The 23,421-nt window shown below is 65.2% G+C and carries 17 protein-coding genes; 13 read left to right on the top strand and 4 right to left on the bottom strand.

Annotated features, from left to right (window positions below; genetic code table 11):
• Positions 1-30 precede the first annotated feature (30 nt).
• A complete protein-coding gene (locus VNN77_04950; protein ID HXG50743.1) occupies positions 31-4,410 on the top strand; it encodes a DEAD/DEAH box helicase in 4,380 nt (1,459 codons plus the stop codon).
• A 61-nt stretch (positions 4,411-4,471) separates the two neighbouring features.
• On the opposite strand, the gene VNN77_04945 is transcribed toward VNN77_04950, so the two are convergent.
• On the bottom strand, positions 4,472-4,759 hold the full coding sequence (locus VNN77_04945) for a hypothetical protein (protein HXG50742.1): 288 nt from the start codon (positions 4,757-4,759) through the stop codon (positions 4,472-4,474).
• 184 nt (positions 4,760-4,943) lie between these two features.
• Here VNN77_04945 and VNN77_04940 point away from each other — a divergent pair, with 184 nt between their 5' ends.
• Positions 4,944-7,166: a xanthine dehydrogenase family protein molybdopterin-binding subunit gene (locus VNN77_04940; protein ID HXG50741.1), complete on the top strand. Its 2,223-nt coding sequence runs from the start codon at positions 4,944-4,946 to the stop codon at positions 7,164-7,166.
• Between the two features lie 57 nt (positions 7,167-7,223).
• On the opposite strand, the gene VNN77_04935 is transcribed toward VNN77_04940, so the two are convergent.
• Complete coding sequence (locus VNN77_04935; protein ID HXG50740.1) at positions 7,224-7,724, bottom strand: hypothetical protein; 501 nt, start codon at positions 7,722-7,724, stop codon at positions 7,224-7,226.
• Between the two features lie 164 nt (positions 7,725-7,888).
• Here VNN77_04935 and VNN77_04930 point away from each other — a divergent pair, with 164 nt between their 5' ends.
• The 6 genes from VNN77_04930 to VNN77_04905 all read left to right on the top strand — a co-directional run bounded on the left by VNN77_04930 (position 7,889) and on the right by VNN77_04905 (position 14,361).
• Positions 7,889-9,367 carry a UbiD family decarboxylase gene (locus VNN77_04930; protein ID HXG50739.1) on the top strand — a complete coding sequence of 493 codons (1,479 nt, stop codon included), beginning with the start codon at positions 7,889-7,891 and terminating at the stop codon, positions 9,365-9,367.
• Between the two features lie 14 nt (positions 9,368-9,381).
• Positions 9,382-10,107 (top strand): hypothetical protein, encoded by a 726-nt coding sequence (locus tag VNN77_04925; protein HXG50738.1) that lies wholly within the window; start codon positions 9,382-9,384, stop codon positions 10,105-10,107.
• 109 nt (positions 10,108-10,216) lie between these two features.
• Positions 10,217-11,296, top strand: coding sequence for a hypothetical protein (locus VNN77_04920; GenBank protein HXG50737.1), 1,080 nt, complete (start codon positions 10,217-10,219; stop codon positions 11,294-11,296).
• 512 nt (positions 11,297-11,808) lie between these two features.
• A complete protein-coding gene (locus VNN77_04915) occupies positions 11,809-12,798 on the top strand; it encodes an ABC transporter substrate-binding protein (GenBank protein ID HXG50736.1) in 990 nt (329 codons plus the stop codon).
• 98 nt (positions 12,799-12,896) lie between these two features.
• Complete coding sequence (locus VNN77_04910; protein ID HXG50735.1) at positions 12,897-13,571, top strand: ABC transporter permease; 675 nt, start codon at positions 12,897-12,899, stop codon at positions 13,569-13,571.
• Between the two features lie 16 nt (positions 13,572-13,587).
• Positions 13,588-14,361, top strand: coding sequence for an ABC transporter ATP-binding protein (locus VNN77_04905; protein ID HXG50734.1), 774 nt, complete (start codon positions 13,588-13,590; stop codon positions 14,359-14,361).
• Positions 14,362-14,392: 31 nt separating this feature from the next.
• Here the strand turns inward: VNN77_04905 and VNN77_04900 are convergent, their stop codons facing one another.
• Together VNN77_04900 and VNN77_04895 are read right to left on the bottom strand one after the other, a co-directional pair.
• Positions 14,393-15,967, bottom strand: a complete 1,575-nt coding sequence (locus VNN77_04900; protein HXG50733.1) for a hypothetical protein — start codon at positions 15,965-15,967, stop codon at positions 14,393-14,395.
• Positions 15,967-17,085 (bottom strand): AAA family ATPase, encoded by a 1,119-nt coding sequence (locus tag VNN77_04895; GenBank protein HXG50732.1) that lies wholly within the window; start codon positions 17,083-17,085, stop codon positions 15,967-15,969. Before VNN77_04895 ends, VNN77_04900 begins: the two co-directional genes overlap by 1 nt.
• A 113-nt stretch (positions 17,086-17,198) precedes the next feature.
• Between VNN77_04895 and VNN77_04890 the strand changes: the two genes are divergently transcribed.
• From VNN77_04890 to VNN77_04870, 5 genes are all read left to right on the top strand, one after another.
• Positions 17,199-18,158 carry a prohibitin family protein gene (locus VNN77_04890; GenBank protein HXG50731.1) on the top strand — a complete coding sequence of 320 codons (960 nt, stop codon included), beginning with the start codon at positions 17,199-17,201 and terminating at the stop codon, positions 18,156-18,158.
• A 178-nt stretch (positions 18,159-18,336) separates the two neighbouring features.
• Positions 18,337-19,254 carry an extracellular solute-binding protein gene (locus VNN77_04885; protein HXG50730.1) on the top strand — a complete coding sequence of 306 codons (918 nt, stop codon included), beginning with the start codon at positions 18,337-18,339 and terminating at the stop codon, positions 19,252-19,254.
• 11 nt (positions 19,255-19,265) lie between these two features.
• Positions 19,266-20,900, top strand: coding sequence for an NAD(P)/FAD-dependent oxidoreductase (locus VNN77_04880; GenBank protein ID HXG50729.1), 1,635 nt, complete (start codon positions 19,266-19,268; stop codon positions 20,898-20,900).
• Between the two features lie 39 nt (positions 20,901-20,939).
• On the top strand, positions 20,940-22,562 hold the full coding sequence (locus tag VNN77_04875) for an NAD(P)/FAD-dependent oxidoreductase (protein ID HXG50728.1): 1,623 nt from the start codon (positions 20,940-20,942) through the stop codon (positions 22,560-22,562).
• Positions 22,563-22,617: 55 nt separating this feature from the next.
• On the top strand, positions 22,618-23,361 hold the full coding sequence (locus VNN77_04870; protein ID HXG50727.1) for a 3-oxoacyl-ACP reductase family protein: 744 nt from the start codon (positions 22,618-22,620) through the stop codon (positions 23,359-23,361).
• Positions 23,362-23,421: the final 60 nt, after the last annotated feature.

Genomic DNA, 23,421 nt, shown 5'->3' with positions numbered 1-23,421 from the left:
TCTGCGAGCGCCGCTCCCGATGCAGGCCCCGTGAACGTCGACTGGACCGAGCTGTTCCATCCCCTGACCTGCCGATGGTTCCTCGAACGGTTCGGCGGACCCACGGAACCGCAACGCGCCGGCTGGGCGGCTATCGCCCGGGGAAGATCGACGCTGATCGCTGCGCCGACGGGCTCGGGAAAAACGCTGGCGGCCTTTCTCTGGTCCATCGACCGGTTGATCCAGCGCGCCGGCCGCGGGCAGCTGGACGACGCGACCAGCGTGCTCTACGTATCGCCGCTGAAGGCGCTCGGCAACGACGTCGCTAGGAACCTCCAGGACCCGCTGGCCGGGATCTATCGGAAAGCGGATGCGGAAGGCGTGCTGGTGCCGGGCCTGCGGATCGCCGTCCGTTCCGGCGACACGCCGTCCCACGAGCGGCAGGCCATGGTGCGCCGGCCGCCGCACATCCTGATCACGACGCCGGAATCCCTCTACATTCTGCTCACCGCGGAACGGAGCCGACGCTTCCTGAGAAGCGTCGAGACGGTCATCCTCGACGAGATTCACGCCGTCGCGCAGGACAAGCGCGGCGCCCATCTGGCCCTGTCCGTCGAGCGGCTGGAGGAACTCACGGGAAAGCCCCTGCAACGAATCGGGCTGAGCGCGACGCAGAAGCCGATCGAGGAGCTGGCGAAGCTGCTCGTGGGTGCCCGAAGAACGCCGGAGGGAGCCCCCGACTGCACGATCGTCGACGTCGGGCACCGCCGGGCCATGGAGCTCGGCATCGAGGTTCCCGATCAGGAGCTGGGGCCGATCGCCACGCACGAGCTCTGGGCCGAAGTTTACGAAAAGGTCGTGGCGCAGATCCAGGCGCGACGAACGACGCTGGTGTTCGTCAACACGCGCCGGCTGGTGGAACGGGTCGCGCACCAGCTCACGGAGCGGCTGGGAGAAAACTCGGTCGGGGCGCATCACGGGAGCCTGTCCCGTGCCCGCCGGCTCGAGGTGGAGGAAAAGCTCAAGGCCGGGGAGCTACGGGCCGTCGTCGCGACCGCATCGCTCGAGCTGGGAATCGACATCGGCCACGTCGACCTGGTCTGCCAGATCGGCTCGCCGCGGTCGCTCAACATCCTGCTGCAACGCGTCGGCCGTTCGGGCCATTGGGTCGGCGCGCTTCCCCGGGGCGTTCTTTACCCGCTTACCCGGGACGATCTGATGGAATGCGTGGCGGCGCTGCGAGCGGTGCGCGCCGGCGAGCTCGACCGGATCGCGGTGCCTGACGCGCCTCTGGACATCCTGGCCCAGCAGATCGTGGCCGCCGTCGCGAGCTCAACTCCGGAAAAAAAAGCGGCGGCTGCGGAGGTCAGGGGGCGACAGCACGGAGTCGCGGAAGAGCAGCTCTGGCAGCTGGTGCGGCGGGCCTATCCATATCGCGGTCTCGAGCGGCGCGACTTCGATCGGGTCCTGGAGATGCTCTCCGACGGCATTTCCACGCGGCGCGGGCGGCGCGGCGCCTACGTTCACCGCGACAGGATCAACGGCAGGCTCCGCCCGCGGCGCGGCGCGAGGATGGCGGCGATCCTCAACGGCGGCGCGATTCCGGACAACGCCGACTACGACGTGGTGCAGTTCCCCGACGAAGCGCTCGTGGGTCGCGTCAACGAGGATTTCGCCATCGAGAGCCTCGCGGGCGATATCTTCCTGCTGGGGAACCGCTCCTGGCGCATCCGGCGCGTGGGCGCGGGCAAGGTCTGGGTCGAGGACGCGCAGGGGCTGCCGCCCACGGTGCCATTCTGGCTGGGGGAAGCTCCGGCCCGGACCCGGGAGCTCTCGGCGGCGGTGAGCGAGCTCAGGCGGGCGATCGCCGGCCGACTCGATGACGCGCCGCGAGCGGCCGCATGGCTGGCCGAAGAAACCGGCATCCCGCCTTCGGCGGCCGAGCAGCTGGTGTCCTATGTCGCCGCGACGGTCGGGCACCTGGGAACGGTGCCGAGCCAGCACGAGATCGTCGCGGAGCGCTTCTTCGACGAAGCGGGCGGGATGCAGCTGGTCATTCATTCGCCGTGGGGCGGGCGGATCAATCGCGCGTGGGGGATGGCGCTGCGCAAGCGCTTTTGCCTGAGCTTCGACCGGGAGCTGCAGGCCGCCGCGACCGATGACGGCATCGTGATCTCGCTGGTGGAACAGCATTCTTTTCCGGTGTCGGATGTGTTCGAGATGCTGCGAGCGGCCACGGTCGAGCGTGAGCTGATCCAGGCGGCGCTGGCATCGCCGCTGTTCGCCAACCGCTGGCGGTGGAACGCGACCCGCGCCCTCGCGGTCGCGCGCTCTCAGGGAGGGAAAAAGGTTCCGGTGGCGCTGCAGCGGATGCGCGCGGAGGATCTGCTCGCGGCGGTTTTCCCGGAGCAGGTGATGTGCCAGGACAACCGCGTCGGGCCGGTGCCGCTGCCCGACCATCCGCTCGTCAACGAGACCATGAAGGATTGCCTGCAGGAGGCCATGGATCTCGAGGGGCTGCGCAACGTTCTGCGGCGGATCGAAACCGGAGAAATCCGCACGGTGGCGCTCCAGACGGTTGCTCCGTCCCCGATGGCGCACGAGATCCTGAATGCCAATCCTTATGCTTTTCTCGACGACGCTCCTCTCGAGGAGCGCCGTGCCCGGGCGGTGTCGCTGCGCCAGATCGATCCGGCCCTGCAGGGCGGCCTCGGCCGTCTGGATCCCGAGGCGGTGAGCGAGGTGCGTCGCCAGGCCCGACCCGATGTCCGCGACGCGGACGAGCTGCACGATTTTCTTCTGAGCGCGTGCCTGCTCCCCGCGGGAGAAGAGCCCGACTGGGAGGATTTCGCGCGAGAGCTGGTCGCTCAAGGCCGGGCGACCGTGCTCTCGTGGCGCGCTGCGGGAGAATCCGCGGAGCGGCGCGCTTACGTCGCCGCGGAACGGTTGCACGTCGCCCGCGCCGCACTGCCGCATGCCGAGGCGGCGCCGGCATTGTCCCTGCCCCGAAGCCTGGGGAGCGAGGCGTGCCTCGAGACCGAGGCTCTGAGGAGGATCGTCGCCGGCTGGCTGGAGGTGACGGGGCCCGTGACCGCCAGCGAGTTGGCGCAGAGGCTCGGGGTGCCCCGGGCGAACATTGAACGCGCGCTGCTAGAAAACGAAGTCTCCGGGGCCGCTCTGCGGGGCGAGTTCAGCGGAGCACCGGGCGGGGCCGGGGAACCGGAATGGTGCGATCGGGTCCTGCTGGCGCGGATTCACCGGCTCACGCTGGCGCGCCTGCGCAGGGAGATCGAAAGCGTTGCTCCCGCCGAATTCCTGAAATTCCTGCTCGTCTGGCAGCACGTCGCCCCGAGTTCTCACCTGCGCGGTCGGGAGGGAGTCCTGGAGATCGTCCGCCAGCTTCAAGGGCTCGAGCTGCCGGCGCCGGCATGGGAACAGCACGTGCTTCCCGCGCGAGTGGAGTGTTACGAGCCGGCCTACCTGGAGCAGCTTTGCCTCGGGGGCGTCGTCTGCTGGGGGCGGCTACGCCCGACCGAGGCTCCCGCGGCCGACGGCGGGACGGCCGTTCGCTCGGGCCGCCGCCATCGGACCGCGCCGACGCGCAGCGCACCCATTGCGTTCGTGCTCCGGGAAGAGATCGGTTTCTTTCTCGACGGCGTGGTCCCGCCCTGGCGCGAGGTCGTCGGACTGAGCGCTGCGGCGCACGCCGTGGCGGGCTACCTCGAGCAACGCGGCGCATCGTTCCTCGCCGATATCGCCAGGGGTACGGGCTTGTTGAAAAGCCAGGCGGAAAGCGCCCTCTGGGAGCTCGTGGCGCGGGGCTACGCTACGGGGGACGGGATCGCGGGGCTGCGGGCCTTGCTCGCGCCGGAGCCGGCAGGGAGGGGAAAGAGGCGGCGGCTTCGGCTGATCGCCGGAGGCAGATCCCGGGAAGGCTTGATGCCCGTCGGGCGCTGGTCGCTCTGGGGAATCCGGAGTGAAACGGAAGCCGGGCAGACGCTTGAGCGGCGCGCCCGGCAACTGCTCCGGCGCTACGGGATCGTCTTGAGGGAGCTGCTCGCGCGTGAGACCGGGTCGGTATCGTGGCGCGAGCTGGCGCGGATCTACCGGCGGATGGAGGCGCGAGGCGAGATCCGCGGCGGGCGGTTCGTGAACGGATTTACCGGCGAGCAGTTCGCGCTGCCCCAAGCGGTGGAAATGCTGCGCCGCGAACGGCGCGCTCCGCAGTGCAGGGAGCCGGTCATCGTTGCGGCGGGCGACCCTCTGAACCTCGTCGGGATCCTCACCCCGGGGCAGCGGATTTCACCTTATTCCCGCCTGATGATCGCGTACCGGGACGGCGTTCCGATCGCCGTCGGAACGCTCGGCGAGCTGAAGCACAGGCTCCAGGGGCACCGCCGGGCCGCGGCCGAACTCAAGCACGGCGTCTGAGCGGCCGTGCAGTGGAGTTCTGCGCCGCCTCCGGCGTTCTTCTTTGCGCGGGTTTTCGAGCCTACGGCCGGGCGTTGCCGTTGACCTGGCGCGGCGCCGAAGCGCTCAGCACCTCCTTCAAGACGCGGATCTCCACCACGTCTTCCTGGAGCCGGGTCAGCCCTTCTTTGGCCCTGTGAATCTCGGCGAGCATGTTGTCGAGCTCCCCCATGGTGATCGATTCCAGAGCCTGACGGATCTTGCGGTTCATGCCGAACAGGTTTTGTACTCCGCCGTTGTCCGAGATTTTTTCGTCGAGCTGCTGATAGAGCCGGGTCACGCCCTCCATCTGGCTTTTGACGTCGTCCACGCTTGATCCTCCTTGCTGCAGTGCTTGCGGTCGATTGTCGATTTGTTGTAACCATCTCAAATCACAGTTTGCTTCCGAAAACAAGCGAGCGCACGCGCCGAAGAACGAAAAGACGCGCCCGAGCCGGCGGTGCGGTGCGCGAACGCAACGGGCGTTGCGCTGTTCCCGGGGGGTTGGTGAGATCATGAGAGGGTTTCGCAGTCTGGGAGTGCCGAGCCCCAGAGTGGAAGGGGCGCAGAAGGTCGGCGGCAAGGCGCGCTACGCCGTCGACGTCGTGCTTCCGGGCATGCTCTGGGTGAGAGTGCTCCGCAGCCCGCTGCCGCACGCGAGGATTCGGGGGCTGGACGTTTCGCGCGCCGCGAGCGCTCCGGACGTGGCGGCGGTTCTGACCGGGGACGACGTTCGGGGCGCTCGCATCGGAAAGAAAATTGTCGACATGCCGCTGCTGGCGGACGGCGTGGTGCGCTACGTCGGCGAGAAGGTCGCTGCCGTTGCGGCCGAGAGTGAAGAGGCGGCCGAGCGCGCAGTCGATCTCCTGCAGGTCGACTACGAAGAGCTGCCGGCCGTCATTGATCCGCTGGTGGCGATCGAGCCGACGGCGCCCGTGATTCATCCCGATCTGAGCCTGTACAGGGGGCTTCTCCATCCCGTGGAACGCCCGACCAACGTCTTCGTTCAGCTTTCGTGGAAGAAGGGAGACGTGGAAGCCGGGCTCCGGCAGTCCGACCTCGTGGTCGAGAACGTATACCGCGTTCCTTCGGTGCATCAGGGCTATATCGAGCCGCATTCCTGCGTCGTTGCGGTCAGGCCGGACGGGAGCGCGGACGTCTGGGCTTCGACCAAGAGCCCCTACAACCTGCGCGAGCAGGTCGGGGCCGCGCTGCAGGTGCCGCCGGCCGGAATCGTCGTTCACCCGTGCCACGTCGGCGGGGATTTCGGCGGAAAGGGGGACGCCAACGACGTCGCGCTGTGCTACGCGCTTTCGCGCCGTTGCGGGCGGCCGGTGAAGCTGGTGCTGGACTACGGCGAAGAGTTGATCGCCGGCAACCCGCGCCACAGCGCCGTGGTCCGGATCAGAACCGGGGTGAAGAAAAACGGCATCCTGATCGCCAGTCATCTGGAATTCATCTTTGACAGCGGCGCTTACGGATCCTATCGCCCGCAAGGATTCCTCGTGGGCGCTCACGACTCGGTCGGCCCGTACAGGATTCCGCATTGCCTCGTGGAGGAAAAATACGTCTACACCAATAAGGTTCCCTGCGGTTACATGCGCGCTCCCGGGCACGTGCAAGGCCACTTTGCTACCGAGAGCCAGATGGACCTCGTGGCGGAGAGACTGGGCCTGGACCCGGTGGAGTTTCGTCGCATGAACTTCATGCGCGACGGGGACGCGACGCCCTTGGGCGAACGAATCGGCCATATCCGGGCGGCCGAGACTCTCGAGGAGGCGGTCGAACGCTCGGGATACCGGACCGCCAGGAAAGCCGGCACCGGCAGGGGCTGCGCCGTGGCGTGCTGGATTTCCAAAGGCGGAGAAGCGTACGCGTTCGTCACGATCGACGCGCAAGGGGGCGTGACGCTTTCCTCGGCGGTCGCCGACACCGGCCCCGGGGTTTACACCGTGATGCGGCAGATCGTGAGCGAGGAGCTGCGAGTTCCGCCGGATTCGGTGGCCGTGGAAATGCTCGACACGAGGAGAGTGGTCAAGGATACCGGGGTGCGCGGCAGCAGCAGCACGCGAGTGCACGGCGGCGCGGCGCTGCTGGCGGCGCAGGACGCGCGAGAGAGGTTGCTGCGGGCTGCCGCCGCTCTGATGGGCGCCGCTCCTGAGGACCTGATCCTCCACGAGGGCGGCGTGACGCACGCCCGGGCCGAGCGGCGGTTGAGCCTTGCCGAGATCGTCCGGGCCAACGGCGCACCGATCACGGGCGAAGGCCACTACGCCAACACCGCGGACGGCCCCGAGGCTTCCACGGTGGCGCAGGTCGCGGAAGTGGAGGTCGATCCCGAGACCGGCGAGGTTGCCGTCAAGCGTTTGACCAGCGCCCACGACAGCGGAACGGTGCTGAACCCGGCGGCGCATCAGGGTCAGATCGAGGGCGGCGTGATCATGGGAATGGGCTACGCCCTGATGGAGGAGCTGGTCTTCGACGACGCCGGCAAGGTGCAGACCGCGAGCCTGGGGGATTACAAGATCCCCAACATCAAGGATATCCCAGCGCTCGGCACCGCCGTATTGCGGTCGAACGCGGGAAGCGGTCCTTACGGGAGCATGAGCATCGGCGAAACCGCCATCATCCCGACGGCTGCGGCGATCGCCAACGCGGTTCGCGACGCTGCGGGAGCGCGCATCACGACCCTGCCGATCACGGCGGAGAAGGTGCGCGACGCGATCAGAAAAACGTGATCGCGGCTGCGGGGCGGCAACAGCATGAATCCCGCCGATGGGCGCGGGCCCCTCGGATCAGGAGGCCGTGCCGGGCGGCTTTTCCCGTTTCGCGTGCAGGTCGGTAAAAAACCCGTAGAACGAGACAAGAGCGCGTTCCTCGACGTTCGGATGACCGTCGCGGGTCCGGTAAAGGATCGTAACGCTCAGCGGACGCTTGTGGATTTCCAGCAGCTCGGCTCCCTTGGAATCGAGGTACGAGCCGAGCGTGCGCAGCGTGTTCGAGAGGCTGTAGAAGTCGGGCAGGCGGTGCGGCCTGCGTCTCTTTGCGCGGCCCTCGCGCTCCAGGCGCTGGATGTCCGCGGGGAAGTAGCTCCATGTCCGCTCCGCGGAGCGCAACCCTAAACGCTCCGACAATTCGCCGAGAACCCGGCCGATCAGCGACGAGCTCCTTTCGGGCTCGCCCTTCACGACGTACTGCTCGCCTTTCTTTTTCAGCTCGAAAACCTGGACGCGCCTGGCTTCCAATGCCTGGCCGATCGCCCGCAGGTGCAGATCGTAGGAGCTTCGAGCGTTCATGAACGCCTCGCGCAGAGGTGAATGAATCGGGCGCTTCGCTCCCCATAGCACCGCGCGGCTCCGGAAACAAGCGGAAAACCGCTCGTTCCTTGACAACGGGTAGGGCGAAACGTATCGTAGCAGCGCAATTCCACGAACGCCCGAGCGTTCCGCGGGGAGGAATCATGGCACATCCGGAAAAGATCGGCGAGGCGGGCAGCGCCCTCGCTTACCGCGGGCTGCGGGAGTGGCTCGATCAGGTGGAAAAAATGGGGGAGCTGCTCCGCGTTCGCGGCGCCCACTGGGACCGTGAAATGGGCGCGATCACGCAGATGTTGACCGAGAGCGCCAAGGGGAAGGCTCCGGCGATCCTTTTCGACGAGATTCCCGGCTATCCAAAAGGCTACCGCACGCTGTACGGGCAGTTTTCCACGATCCGGCGGGTGGCCCTGACCCTCGGGCTCCCGCTCCAATACGAGCGCAAGGCCGACATCGTCAAGGCCTACCACCGCCGCATGGAAGACATGAAGTTGATCAAGCCCAGGTTCGTCAAGACGGGGCCGATCTTCGACAACGTTCTCGAGGGTGACAAGGTGGATGTCCTCAAGCTGCCGGTGCCGATCCATCACCAGCTCGACACCCATCGCTACATCGGCACGGCCGACCTCTGCATCACCAAGGATCCGGACAGCGACTGGTACAATCTCGGCGCCTACCGCTGTCAGGTTTACGACGAAAAAACCGTGGGCTGCCAGATCACCGAAGGCAAGCACGGGCGGATTCACCGCGACAAGTACTTCGAGCGCGGGGAGAAAATGAAGATCGCCATCGTCTGCGGGCAGGATCCGCTGCTCTACATGCTTTCGGCGAGCCCGCTGCCGAGCGGGGTTTCGGAGTACGATTTCGCGGGGGGAATTCGCGGCGAGCCCGTGGAAGTCGTCAAGGGGCCGTTCACCGGCTTTCCGATCCCGGCCGACGCCGAGATCGTCCTCGAGGGCGAGGCGGTTCCCGGGCAGGTCAGGCCCGAGGGGCCGTTCGGAGAATGGATGGGCTACTATTCCGACGACGTGGTGCCCCGGCCGTACGTGAACGTGAAAACCGTCCTGTACCGCAACGACCCGATTCTCACGTGCGCGCCCCAGCACAAACCCGTGGACGAGACCGGGTTGCTCAAGGGTATCGCTGGAGCCGCGGAGATCTGGAAGGCGCTGGAAGCCTGCGGCTTGCCCGATATCCTGGGGGTCTGGAACCATGAAGGGGCGCCCGCGACCCGTTTTACGGTGATCCAGATTCGCCAGCGTTATCCCGGCCACGCCCGCAACGTTCTTCATGTGGCGGCCAACTGTATGGCCGGAGCCTACAACGGCAAGTGGACGGTGGTGGTGGACGACGACGTCGACTGCTCCGACATGGATCAGGTCCTGTGGGCCATGGGGACGCGCTTCGATCCGGTGACCGACATCGACATCGTGCAAAAAGCCTGGTCCTCGGGGCGCGATCCCATGTTTCTTCCCGGAAACTTCAACAACCGCATCCTGATCGACGCCTGCATCCCCTACAACCGTAAGCTGCGCGGGGAGTTTCCGAAAGTTGTCGAGGTCCCGGAGAACGTTCGAGCCCAGATCAAGGCGAAGTTTCCTCAGATCTTCAAAAGTCTCTCCTGACGCGGGGCGGAGCCATGGTTTTCAGCAGTTGGCGGGGAGTCGTCGGCGTCGTCAAGCCTACCCACCGCCCGGGATCGCTCGAAGAGTTCATCCGGTTGCTTCCGGAAGGGATCGGCGTCGTTCCCGTTTACCTCAACTTCAAGCGCGGCACCGAGGAGGAGTTTCGCGGCGCCCTGTCGGCGATCGAGGAAAAGGTCGCGGAGCTGGCAGCGGAAGGCGTCGACCTGATCCACCCGGAAGGGGCGCCGCCGTTCATGGTCCACGGCTACCATGGAGAGGCCAGGATCGTGGACGAGTGGCAGGCCCGGTACAACGCCCCCATCGTCACCGCCGCCCAGACGCAGGTCGAGGCGTTGCGCGCGCTCCACGTCAGAAAGTTCGTGGGAGTCACCTATTTCGTCGGCAGGGTCAACGAGATCACCGCGCGCTACTTCGAGGACGCCGGCTTCGAGGTGCTGGGGATGGAAGGGATGGAGGTGGCGTTCGCGGACGTCGGTCGGATCGCCTCACGGGAGATCTACGCGCACGCGCGCAAGGCGTTCCTGAAGAGTCGAGAGGCCGAGGCAATCTACCTGCTGGGCACGGGATGGCGCTGTCTGGACATCGTCCGCCTCCTGGAGGAAGACCTGCAGGTCCCCGTTATTCACCCGGTAGCGGCCCGCGTGTGGGCGGTTCAGAAAAGACTGCACGTGCGGCAACCCGTGAAAGGGTTCGGCCGGCTGTTGCAGGAGATGCCGTGAGTTCCCGCTGCGCCTCCGCGGACCGGACCGGGACCGGAGCGAGGCGAGGAGGGCCAGAAGCGGAACGCGGCGGGATTCGCGACACCTGGGAAATCGGAGGAGCGGTACGATGAAGGCGAGTTGGAGGCTTGCGCTTGTCGGGTCGGCTCTGGCGCTGTTCGTCGGCTCGGCTCCCGGCCGGGCGGCCGAGCAGCCGTTTTACAGAGGGAAAACCCTGACCGTCCTCATCAACTACGCCGCCGGCGGCCCGACGGACATCGAAGGGCGTCTGGTGGCGAAGCACATCGGCAAGCACATCCCCGGCCAGCCCACCGTCGTTGCGCAGAACATGGCCGGTGCCGGCGGCATCACGGCGACCAATTTCCTCGGCGAAGTGGCCAAGCCCGACGGCCTGACGATGAGCTATTTCACCGGTAACTTCTTCAACGTGCTGCTGGCGGATCCGACGCTGCGGGTGGATCTCTCGAAGTTCGCCTACGTGGCCAGCATCGAGGGTTCGAGCGTGGCCTACATTCGCAGGGACGTCCCGCCGGGTATCGGCTCTCCGCAGGACATCGTCAAGGCCCAGCTGTTCAAGGCCGGGGGCTTGAGCGTGGCCAGCACCAAAGACGTGCGCTTCCGTCTCGAGCTGGACCTGCTCGGCAGCAAATACCAGTACGTGACCGGCTACAACTCGAACTCCGACGCGCGGTTGGCCGTGCAGCGCAACGAGGTCCAGTTCTTCGTCGAAGGGCTGCCGGCCTACCGGGCGACGGTCGAGCCGCAGATGGTGAAGACGGGACTGGTGCTGCCGCTTTACGCGAACGAGCTGATCGACGAAGAGGGCAATCTTCAGCCCAACCCGGAAGCCCCCGACCTCACTCCGTTTTCCAAGCTCTACCAGTCGGTTCACAAGAAACCGCCGTCGGGACCGGTGTGGGAGGCGTTGAAGGTCACCTATATTTCGCAGGGGATGCAAAGGGTCGCGATGATGCCGCCCGGGACGTCGCCGGAGCTCGTCGCGGCCTTGCGGCGCGCTTTTGCCGCGATGGTCAAGGACCCGGACTTCGTCGCGGAGTTCAAGAGAATCACCCGCTCCGAACCCAATTACCGGATCGGGGTGAGCGGCGAAAAGATCGTCCGGCGCCTCCAGGAGGCTCCCGCCGAAGTCAGGGCGTTCATCAAGCAGTACACCACTCCGAAGAAATAAGCTGCCCCGGTCCTCGACAGGTCGCCGATCTCTCTTTCCGCCGCCGGCCGACAGGGCTAGCGTCAGCCACGGAAGGAGATAGGCGCACGCTCCCTGAACAGACCGAGCGACGCCATCCCGTGTTCTGGCCGGCGATGTCCCCGCGGCTCTGGCTGCCCGGCCCGTCGTTTCCGGAACGGTGAGGCCAAGGTGTACTGCCGGCAGGCGATCGCCATCCATCCGACCCATGGCGCTGCGGACGTGGCCCTCGGGATTGCCGAGTCGCCGTGCGTTCGCCGCTCCCTCGAATTACTCCCAGCCGGAGACTGAAAACCGGCTGCGAGCCAGCGAAATGCGGGAGAAGCGTTCCAGAGGTCCGGAAGCGCGATGGGCTTTGGAACCCGCACAAAACCAGTATGCAGACACCCTTGGCGGATTTTTACGGGCAACCGTGCCGCAAGCCGTTGAATCGGGGCTTCGTCCATGATAACTAACTGAACGAATCGGAAAAATAGAAAAGAGGTGGCTCACAGGTGAATGTGCGAAACGTTGTGCTCGGGATCCTGGTGCTGGCTTTGGCCTCGGTCCCGGTTCGGGCGGGCGAAAAAGTGCGTATTGGATACGTCCACGTCTTCGACGATGCCCCGGTGGTCATCGCCAGAGACAAGGGGTTTTTCGCCGCCGAGGGGCTCGAGGCCGGCGTGACGATGTTCACGAGCGGACCGACGCTGGTCAAAGGTCTGGTGTCGGACCAATTGGACGCGGGGGTGCTCGGTTTCACCAACGCGATCACGTGGTCCTCGCAGGGAGCGGACCTCAAGATCGTCGGCAAGGTCCAGGAAGGCTTTCACTCGCTGATTGCGCGCAACGATCGAAACATCAAGAAGCTCGGGGACCTCAAGGGAAAGTCGATCGCGAGCCAGGCGGCCGGCAGTACCGCCGACATCGTTTTGAAGGGCGTGGTGTTGAAGAAAGCCGGGCTCACCGACAAGGACCTGCAAATCATGTATACCGCGCCGTCCACCGCTCTGGCATCGCTGAAGGCGGGCCGGGTCGATTCCGCTTTTCTGTTCGAGCCGTACGACAGCATCGTGCGCGCCACCGCGAGCGTGACGGAGATCTACGAGGTCGGTAAGCACTGGCCGTTTCCCTGCATGGTCGTCATCGTTCCCGGCAAGCTCGTCAAGGATCGGCCGGCCGCGGTGCGGGGACTGCTGGCGAGTATCAAGCGAAGCGTGGAGTTCATGAAGCAGAATCCCGCGGAAGCGAGCCGGATACTGGCCCCCGCTTTCATGCCGGACGGGGATCTCTCCGTCGAAGGGCGGACCATCCCGGCGCAGGAAATCATGCTCAAGTCCCTCAAGTCCAACGTTTTCGACTGGCGTTTGTCCAAGGCGGACCTCAAACGCATGGAAGAGCTTTCCGGGATCATGAGGGAAATGGATATTCTCAAGAATCGCGTGCCGCTCAGCAGCGTGGTCGATCTCCGATGGCAGACGGAACTGGAGCGGGGCAAACCGTAAGGCCAAGGGCATCCTGGCACGCGCGATTCAGCAGACTGTTCCCCTATGCGGCTGCCTTTGTCACGATCTTTGTCGGCTGGCAGGCAGCCGCTTCCATTTTGCCGTCCTATTTGATCCCGTCCCCGGTCCAGGTTCTCGCGAGGCTGAGCCGGGAGCTGGGTCGCGAAGCGTTCCTCGTGACCATCGGGCGCACGTTCGTCCGGCTGATCGCGGGATTCAGCCTCGCTTGCTTTCTCGGGCTCGCCATCGGTCTCGTCAGCGGTATATGGAACTTTTTTCGCCGTTATTCACGCGCCGTCGTTTCGATCCTCCAGTCCGTGCCTCCGATCGCGTGGGTACCGCTGTTCATCATCTTGTTCGGATTCGGCGATTACCCGATCATTCTGGTGATCCTGATCTCGGCGTTCTTTCCCATGGCCGTCGGCGTCATGAACGCCGTCGAACAGATCGAGCCGGCGCGTGTCGATGTGGCGAGGCTCCTCGGCGCCAGCCGGGGGCAGCTGTTGACCAAAGTCTATGCGCCCGAGGTGGTTCCGGCGGTCATAACCGGGGCACAGGTCGGCTTCGGCAACGCGTGGCGTTCGTTGATCGCCGCTGAAATGGTCGGCGGAGTGAACGTCGGGCTCGGCTGGTTCATCAATTTTTCAGGCGAAGTGGCGGACATGGTCGGGGTCCTGGCGGGAATTTTCGTCATCGGGCTGTTTTCCGCCGTGCTGGACGGCTATTTTCTGGAGCGGTTCAAGCGCCGGCTGCTCCGCTGGAAGTACGTCTAGCTCACGGCGGCTGCTCATGTCCAAGATCGTCGTCGAAAGCCTCTGCCGGTCGTTCGGGGAGTTACGCGTTCTCGAGGACGTGAGTCTCGCCGTCGAGGAAGGAGAGCTGCTGGCGATCGTCGGGCCGAGCGGCTGCGGCAAGAGCACGCTCCTTAGGATTCTCTCCGGTCTGGTCCGGCCGACGGCGGGACGGGTCCTGATCGACAGCGCGGAAGTCACGGGGCCGAATCCGCGGCACAACATGGTTTTTCAAGAACACGCACTTTACCCTTGGCGGACGGTGTTTCAAAACGTGGCCCTCGGCCTCGAAATTCAAAAACGCGATCGCGACGCCATTCGCCGGAAGGTGGCCTCGCTGCTCGGCATGGTGGGGCTGGAAAATTTCGCGTCGTACTATCCGCATCAGCTTTCCGGGGGAATGAGACAGCGGGTGAGCCTGGCGCGCGCGATAGCGGTCGATCCCGACGTCCTCTTCCTCGACGAGCCCTTCGGCGCCCTGGACGCGATGACGCGCCTGACGCTCCAGGATGAGCTCCTGCGTCTGTGGCTGGATGCGACCAAAACCACGATCCTGGTCACGCACGACGTCGAAGAAGCGCTCTTCCTCGCCGATCGCGTCGTAGTCATGTCCGCTCTTCCGGGCCGCGTGCGCGAGGTCATCGTGGTTCCCGAAAAACGGCCGCGGGACCGCGGGAGCGCGTCGCTGGCCCGGCTGAAGCGGGGAATCCTTCACCTCCTGGGACTGGAGTCCAGGGTGCGGCGGGCGGCGGCGCCGGATTTCTCGATTTGACGGCTATGGGATCGACGGACGGCGGCGCGGCTCAGAAGTTGACGAAGATGTCCTTCGCCTCGTCGCCGGTGAGCTGCTTGATCGTCGTGATGCGGTCGCTGAATTCCTTGAGCGTTCCGAGGGAACTCGGTCCGACGTCGATCAGGATGGAAAAAAGGGAAAAGCCGAGCTTCTCCTTGTCCCTGCGGAATCGCTCGGCCCACTGCGGGTTGACCTGGCACTCGCCGTCGGTGATGAACACGATATCGCCTTTCTTGAAACGGGACTGCCTGAGGCATTCGAGCGCGGCGTCCAGGGGCGTTTGAAAATCGGTTCCGCCGCCCGGAAAGTATTCGGCGAGGTCCATGACCCTTTTCGTGTCGACGTCGTAACGGCTGCGAGGGTTGAGATCGAGGACCTGCAGCGGCGTGTCTTCCGAAGAAAAGCAGATGGATCGGAAGAGCCGCCGCTGGCGGCGGGCGATCTCGAGCAGCGTGAGCGCGACCGCCTTGGCCCAGATCTCCTTGTCGCCCGCCATCGAGGAGCTGCCGTCCAGGCAAACGATCATCGGACCCTTGCTTTTTTCTTCGATTCCCCGCAACGAGTACTGGATCAGCTCCTGGTCCAGGTAGCGCCGGTAGAAATCCTTGCGCAAGGTGGGATGGTGCAGCGTGAGCAGCTCGTGGGGGAGCAGCCGGTGGAGCGACTCCCCGCGCTCGACTTCCAGCACCTCTTCACTGGCGCGCTCGAAGACCTTCTTGCGCAGCCCCAGGGCGTGAAATTTCATCCGCCCGACCATGCGCGCGAGCTTCTTCAGCTTATCGTTCCCGGCCAGGCGCTTCCCCAGCTCGAGTTTTTCGCCCGCCGGAGAGCGTTGCCCCGGTCCGACCGCGGAGCCCCACGCCTCGGTCTCTTCGCTGGCTTCTTCGAGCTGCTGGGTGACCTTGATCGCCTCGGCCTCGACACGGGTCGTCTGGCTTTCGAAGCGCTGGAGGTCGTCCTTGAGGCGGGCGACCTTCTGGCGCAGCAGAGCCTGTGCGCCCTGGGCCTGTCCTGCGAGACGCTTCGCCGCCTGAGCCAGCGCCTCGGCCGCCCGCTCGGACGCGGCTTCCTTGTCGAGTTCGGCGGCGTTGTGCAGCTCGGCGAGCTTTTCGGCGACGATCTCTTCCTGTTTCTCGATGTCCCAGAGGTCCCGCATGTCGCGGCGCGTCACGAGCTTTTCGGCCCGCAGCAGGGCCAGCAGCCGTTCGCCGATCAGCAGGGCCGAAAGGCCGGCGCGCGCCTCGTTGAGGACCGTCTGATCGCGCAGCAGCTCGTACTGGCGGCCGCGGCGCACGGCGTTCAGCAGACGTTCGTTCAAGAGCGCGCTGGGCCGCACGTCCCGCGCGTCCCGGACGATCACGTTGTACTTGAACAGGGCGCAGAAAATGTCCTGGAGGAGGGAACCGAAATGGGGCAGAAAGGTGCCGCCGTTCTGCTCGAGCTCGCGCAGGGAGGGCGATTCGGCACGCAGCTGGCCGTAGACGCGCCGGTCGTAGGCGTCGCTCTCCACCCAGCAGGTGTTCTCCGGCAGCGGCTCCTCGAGGGTCTTCGGCAGCGTGACCTTGCGCCCGCGTTTCGGGGGCATCAGAACTGCTCCAGCATCTGCTTCTGGATCTGCTCGATCTCGCTTCGCAGCGTGCCGACGCGGTCCACCGGACGGCCGAGCCTGCGCGCCTTCTCGATGATCTGATCCACCTTGGCGAGAATGTTGCGCAGCTTGGTGTGGAGCTCGATCAGCGCGCGGGCGCGCTCCTCGCTCGTCTCCCAGGACCGCAGCGCCGAGTCGCGCAGCTCGCGCGACTCGTAGAGGAGCTCGGTGACCTCCTGCTCGTAGCCGAGAAGCAGCTCGCGTATGGTCGCCCGGACCTGCTCGCGCTCCGCGGGGTCGCGCCAGAGCACGTGCTCGAGCAAGAACAGGTTGCGCTCATCCACTTCCGCTTGCTCCTCCAGGTAGGCGTGGGCCTGCAGCAGCGCCAACGACTGACGGTAGCGGCGGTCGGAAGCCTGAATGTTCTTCTTGTTGAGCTCGCGGCGGATGTCGGCGATGCTGCGGTAGACGTGAGCCGGGACCGGGATATCCGCCGCTTCCCGCCGGCTCTCGGCCAGCTCCGCGAGGCTGAGCGTGGTCCGCTCGGCCGGCGCGCGGGACTCCAGCATCCGCAGGAAACGGAAATCCTCGACGATGTAGCCCACCACATACCGCACCAGGAATCGGTCATACAGGGCGACCAGCTCGTCGTCCTCGGGGAGCTCGTTGCTCGCGCCGAAGAGCGTGAGCAACGGCACGCGCACGATTTCCTTGCCGTTGTGGAAGAGCCGTTCGTTGATGAGTGTTAAAATAGCGTTGAGAATCGAGGAGTTAGCCTTGAAAACCTCATCCAGAAAAGCGATATGAGCCTCCGGCAGCTTGTGGCTCGTGACCCGGCGATAATCGTCCTGCTCGAGCGCCTTCAGGCTGACGGCGCCGAAGATCTCCTCGGGCGTCGAGAAGCGGGTGAGCAGCCACTGAAAGTAGCTTGCCCCTTCGATCCGCCGGCAGAGCTCGTCGGCGAGCATCGACTTGGCGGTGCCGGGCGGCCCGATGATCAGCACGTGCTGCGCCGCGAGCAGGGCGCAGAGCGCGGCGTCGATCAGCTCTCCCCGCTCGAGAAATACCTGCTTGAGCTCCTCGCGGATTTTTTTCAGCTTTTCTTGGCGCGTCATGTTGCGCTACGATTGCAGGCTAACAGATACCCGCAAGTTAGACAATTGTCCGCGCCGGGGCCGCCAGCGGTGGCGGGCCGCGGGGTGCCGGCGCGATTCAACGGGAGGGGGACATGACGAAACTCATCTTCGCGGGGATAATGGTCGTCCTGGGAGTCGGTTTGGGCCGCCTGCTCGGCCGCATGGCCACGCGGCGACCCGAGGTCGCCAGAAGCCTCGATCTCGCTTCCAGAGCCACGTTCGGGGCGGGCGTGGCGGTGGCTGTGATCGTCGTGGTCACGTCGATCTTCGTGGTTATTCCGGCCGGCCACGTCGGGGTCAAGGTCCTGTTCGGAAACGTCGACCCGCAGCCGCTGCGCGAAGGCCTCAACGTCGTGTGGAATCCGCTTTACGACGTGGTGAGGATGGACACCCGCGTCGTCAAGTTCCAGGAAAGATACGACGCGGCGTCCAAGGACCAGCAGATCGTGCACGTCGTCATGGCGCTGAACTTCCGGCTTTTGCCGGACCGGGCGCCGGAGGTGTATCGGGCGATCGGGCCGAACTACGTCAACGTGATCGTCGCCGCGGCGGCTCCGGAGGTGCTGAAGGCGAATACCGCCAAGCATAACGTCGCCGAGATCCTGCAGCAGCGCCAGCTGATCAAGCTCGACGTGCAAAAGGGTCTGACGGAATGGCTGGCGCGCTACGGCCTGGCGCTTAACGAGGTCTCCCTGGCGGACATTCGATTCGACAAGAAATACGAAGAGGCGGTCGAGAACGCGCAGATCGCGGAGCGCAATTCGGTGGCGGCGGACTGGAACGCCAGGGCGAGGATCGCCACGCTGCGGGGAGAGGGCGAAGCGGAGCTGGAGAAGGCCAAAGGAGAAGCGGCGGCCAAACGACTGCGCGCGGACGCCGAGGAGTACTACAACACGAAGGTCGCCGCGTCGCTCCGGCCGCTCGTCATCCAGCAGCAGTACCTCGCCAGGTGGGATGGCAAGCTGCCTCAATTCCTCACGGGCGGCGGAGCCCAGGGGCCGTTGTTGATGCTTCCCGGGAATCTCCTCCAGGACCGGGCGGATAAAAAATAGCGGCCCGCGTGCGGTGGAAATCGCGCCCCCTTTGGAGTAAGGACGGAATCAGCCTCAGGGAGGGACGACGATGACGATGCGTTCCGCGGGTACAACAATCGTATTTTCGATCGTATTGTGGCTATCGTTCGGCGCCGCCATTGGCCGGGGTCAGGAGTCGAAACTGCTGGAAGCGGCGATGAAGGAAGGAGGGAAGGCGGTCGTTTACGGATCGATCGAGAACGACACGATGGACCTCGTGGCCTCCGCGTTCAGGAAGAAGACCGGGATCGAGGTGCAGTACTGGCGGGCTTCCTCCACGAAGGTGATGGACCGGGTGCTGAGCGAATCGCGCGCCGGCAAGCCCGCCTTCGACGTGGTCCTGACCAACGACGCGCCGATGGATTTCATGCGACGCGAGGGGGTTTTTGCGAAATACGACTCGCCGTCGGCCAAGGCGTTCCCCAAGCATGCGGTCGACCCGAACCTCGGGCCCCGCTACCGTGACGTGCTGATCGGGATCGTCTACCACGCCGGCCTGGTGAAGAAGAGCGAAGCCCCCAGGTCGCTCGAGGATCTGCTCAAGCCTCAATATCGGGGCAAGGTGGTGATGCCAGACCCGAGCCAGCACACGACGACGGCGCAGTGGCTGGCGAGCCTGCACAAGATCCTGGGCGGGGAGGAAAAGGCGGACAAGTTCATTCGCGATCTCGCGGCCACCAGGCCTCTTCTCGTCGAATCGTTGACGCCCTCGGGAGAGCGGATCACGACCGGGGAGACTCCGATCGGCATCAGCTTCATCAAGAACGTCGTTTTCTACGGAAAAAAGGGGATTCCTCTCGACTACGTGAGGCTGGGAAAGTTCATGGGGGACGGCCATTATATCGCCCTAGGCGCCAAGGCGCGCAGCCCGAGCGCGGGAAAAGCCTTCATCGACTTCTTCCTCGGGGAGGAAGGCCTTCAACTGATGGCGGGCGTCGGGGAATGGGTCAATCGCAAGGGGATCTACCCTCCGATCCCCGGCGCCGAGAAGATCGAGACCGTGACCATGGTGCAGCTCGACAAGAAGGCGTTCGCGGAAAAGATGGCTGAGTACCGGAAGCTCTTTCTGCGCTGAAGGAATCGTACATGGACGGGATGGCGGCGCCGACGGCCGAGCGCGACTGGGACGTCATCTTGATCGGCGCGGGGCAGAATAGCTTCGCGCTGGGAACCTACCTGGGGATGGCCGGCCTGGAGACGGTGATCTGCGAGAGCCGCCTGGAAAACGGCGGGCGGCTGGCCAGCGAGGAGATCACGCTGCCCGGCTACTGGCACAATACGCTCGCCTATTTCCAGGACAACCGGGAGCTTTCGCCGGTCTGGAGGGAGCTCGGGTGGGAAGACACCCATCACGCCGCCTTCGTTCGTCCGCCGGTGATCAGCGCGCTGCTGCTGGAGGACGGGAGAGCGCTCTCGTACCACCAGGTCCTGGAAGGCACGGTCGAGTCGATCGCGCGTTTCTCCGCCAGGGACGCGGCTGCCTGGCGCGCCGCGCATCGGAGATTTTCCCGGCTCGTCCGCGAGACTTTGATCCCCTATTACTATCGAAGCCCGCTGTCGAGCGACCTCGAGCAGCAGCTGGAACGCGATCCCGATGCCGGCGACTTTCAACGCCTGTGGCGGATGACCCCTCGCCAGGTGGTCGACGAGCTGTTCGAGGACGACGCGGTCAAGACGCTGATCCTGTCGCAGATGGCGATTCCGCGCGGCGTGGCTCCGGACTATGCGGGCGCAGGCATCGAAGTATTGAAGCTGATCGCGGGCGACGAGAAACCGGAGCTGGCGCGGGGCGGGTCGCATTCGATCGCCCAGGTGTTGCAGCGGGCCTACGTGCGTCACGGGGGACAGATCCGCGCCATGCACCACGTCGAGAGAATCCTGGTCGACGGAAACCGGGCGGTGGGCGTGCGGCTGCGCGACGGCCGGGAATGGCGCGCGCGGCTGGCGGTCGTTTCCAGCGTCGATCCGTATTCGACGTTCATCGAGATGATCGGCGAGGAGCACCTGCCGAAGAGTTTCGTGGAGAGGGTCAAGGACATTCGGGGAGACGAGTTCTCCTGTTTCGAGGTTCATCTGGCCCTCAAGGCCCCGGTGCGTTACGCCCTGCATGAAGCCGTGGATCCCGCCGTCGCCCAGGCGATGAGCGTGAGCCTCGGTCCCCGGAGCCCGGAAGACCTGGAGGCGATGTGGCGAGAGATCCGCGCCGGGGAGATTCCGCGGCATCTTTGCCTGCACGCGATCTGCCCGACCCTCTTCGACCCGCTGCAAGCACCGCCCGGGAAGCACACGGCCTCGGTGTTCGTGCCCGTCCCGTTTCAGGTCAACGGGAAAGATCCGGAAGACTGGGTGAAGCTGAAAACCGAGTGCATGGAGCGGGTTCTCGCGTTCTGGCGCCGCTACGCGACGAGCCTGACGGAGGGGAACATCGAAAGCAAGGTTGCCCTGGACCCGTTCTATCTGTCGGGACGATGGAGGCACATGCGGCGCGGCTCGGTCTGGGTCGCCCGCAAGACGGCGGATCAGATGGGGCGAAACCGGCCGATCGAGGAGCTCGCGGGCTACCGCACCCCCGTCCGGGGGCTTTATCACGTGGGCGTAGCGTTCCATCCGGCCGACGCGGTGATCGCGGGTTCGGGGCGCAACGCGTGGGAGGTTATGAAGGAAGACCTCGGGCTCGCCCTTGCTGACGCGCCCGCGCTCGGGCCCGGCCGGACGGGCTGAGCGCTGGATTCGCGCGGGGCTGGGCTCCGCGGGTGGGACATGGCGAAAATTCTGGAATACGACGGCGTCGTCGTCGGCGCCGGCCACAACGGCATGATCTGCGCCGCCTATCTCGCTCGCTGCGGCCAGAAAGTCATGGTCGTCGAAAAAAACATGGAAGTCGGCGGCGGGCTGGATTCCCACGAAGATCGCAATTACCCGGGATTCTGGCACAACATTCACTCCGTGTTTCACCGCGGGCTCACGACGTTACCGTGGTACCGGGACCTCGACCTGAAGAACTTCGGCATCCACTACTACCGGCCGGACCCGGGAGTGGTGCAGCACTTCCTGGACGAAACCTATCTCGGCTGGTTCGCCGACGCCGAACGAACGGCGAAAACCATCGGGCGATTTTCCGAACGGGACGCGCGCTCGTTCCTCGACATCTGGGAGCGCTGGCAGCCGGTGGTCAAGAACATCGTTTTTCCGGAAACCTACGCCGTGCCGGTGCCGTTCGAGGAAAAGCGGCCCCTGCTGGAAAGGCTTCCCGAGGGTCGGGAGTATCTCAAATATTTCGACACCACCCCGGAGGAATTCATCCTCGGGCATTTCACGCATCCGCGCGTCCGCGCCTTTATCGGATTCCTCGGCGTGATGCGGGGCTACGAGCTGGACGCACCGAAAACCGGATATCTGATCCCGTCGATGATCGCGTGGGGCGTCAACCCCCAGTTGTGCCGGGGCACGTCGCACGCGCTGGGCGACAATCTCGCCCACATGCTGTCCCACAACGGCGTGGACTACATCGAGGCGAACGGCGCGGAGCGCATCCTGATCGAGAACGGGCGCGCGGCTGCCGTCGTTCTCGCCGACGGGACGGTGGTCCGGGCGCGAAACTTCATCGCCTCGAGCGTGAATCCGGTGGAGACCTTCGTCCGGCTGGTCGGGCGCGAGAACCTGGACCCCGCGTTCGCCGAGATGGCGGCGAATTTCCGGTTCTCCAGGACCACTCCGATCTTCGCCGTCAACCTGGCGCTCAACGAGCGGCCGAAGTACATCACCGAAAAACGACATCCCGAGGTCGCCGATGCCTTCATGCATATCGTGGGGCTGGAGGAATACGACGACCTGCGCGCCCTGTTCGAGGATTGCCGCAAGGGCGAACTGCCGCGCAAGCCCTTCATGAACGGCGCCACGCCCTCCGATCACGATCCGACGCAGGCGCCGCCGGGCAAGGCCACGGCCTTCATGTGGCAGTTGGCGCCGTATCATCTTTGGGGCAATCCGCTGAACTGGGACAATGCGCGCGACAAATGGGTCGAGAAGCAGCTGGCGGTCTGGCGGCGTTTCGCGCCCAACCTCGACGAGGACAACATTCTCTCGACCGATTCGACCACACCGCTCGATATCGAGAGGCATGACAGCAACATGTACTGCGGGGACTGGATGGTCGGCGAGTATACGGGCGATCAGGCTCTGGAGAACCGTCCTTTCCCAGGATGGGGCCAGTATCGGACCCCGATCGATGGGCTCTTCCTCTGCGGTTCCTCGTGCCATCCCGGCGGCAACATCACTGGCGGCCCGGGGTACAATGCAGCGCGGGTGATCGCGGAATCGCTGGGCATTGCGCCATGGTGGAAGCCCCTCGATTTCAAGATTCACCTTGAACGGCTGCGCTGACGGGGAACCGCGACCGAAGAGGTTTGATCGTCTTGCGACTCGATCGGGATGACCGATGAGGCTTGCGGGAAAAGTCGCCGTGGTGACCGGTGCGGCCCGGCACATCGGCGCCGCCTATGCCCGGCGGCTCGCCGCCGAGGGCGCCGCCGTGGTCATCGCGGATGTCCTGGACGGCGCTCCGGTCGCGGAACAGATCCGGGCTGCCGGGGGAAAGGCGCTCGCGCTCCGGACCGACGTCTCGTCGGAGGGAGATACGGTCCGGATGGCGGCCCGAACGGTCGAGGCCTTCGGCCGGATCGACGTCCTGGTCAACAACGCGGCGGTTTTTCTCGACATTCGGCGGCGGCCGTTCCACGAAATATCGGCCGAGGAGTGGGACCGCGTTGCGGCCGTCAACATCAAGGGGCCGTTTCTCTGCGCCAAGTCGGTGTTTCCCTGGATGAAGCAGCAGCGGAGCGGCAAGATCATCAACATATCGTCCTCCACCGTCTTCGCCGGCACGCCTCTGTTTCTCCACTACGTCACCTCCAAGGCGGCCCTCGTCGGCATGACCCGCTCGCTGGCGCGCGAGGTCGGTCGGTACGGCATCTGCGTCAACGCGATCGCCCCGGGACTGGTCGAGCACGAAGGGCAAAACGCGCCGCGGGAATTCACCGAATTTCAGCTCAAGGCGCGCTGCCTCAAACGGCTGCAGACTCCCGACGATCTCCTGGGAGCCCTGGTTTACCTGGCGTCGTCGGACAGCGACTTCGTCACCGGTCAGACGCTCGTCGTCGACGGCGGCAGCGTCCTGCGCTGACCGGTCCGCACGACGCAGAGCGCCTTGACGCTCGACGGAGCAGCAAGTATCCTAATGGCT

The sequence above is a fragment of the Candidatus Zixiibacteriota bacterium genome, assembly GCA_035574315.1.
In the GTDB taxonomy this organism is placed as follows: domain Bacteria; phylum Desulfobacterota; class Binatia; order UBA9968; family UBA9968; genus DATLYW01.
The sequence above is the reverse complement of the archived record's forward strand: the minus strand, read 5'-3'. Positions and strand labels throughout refer to the sequence as shown.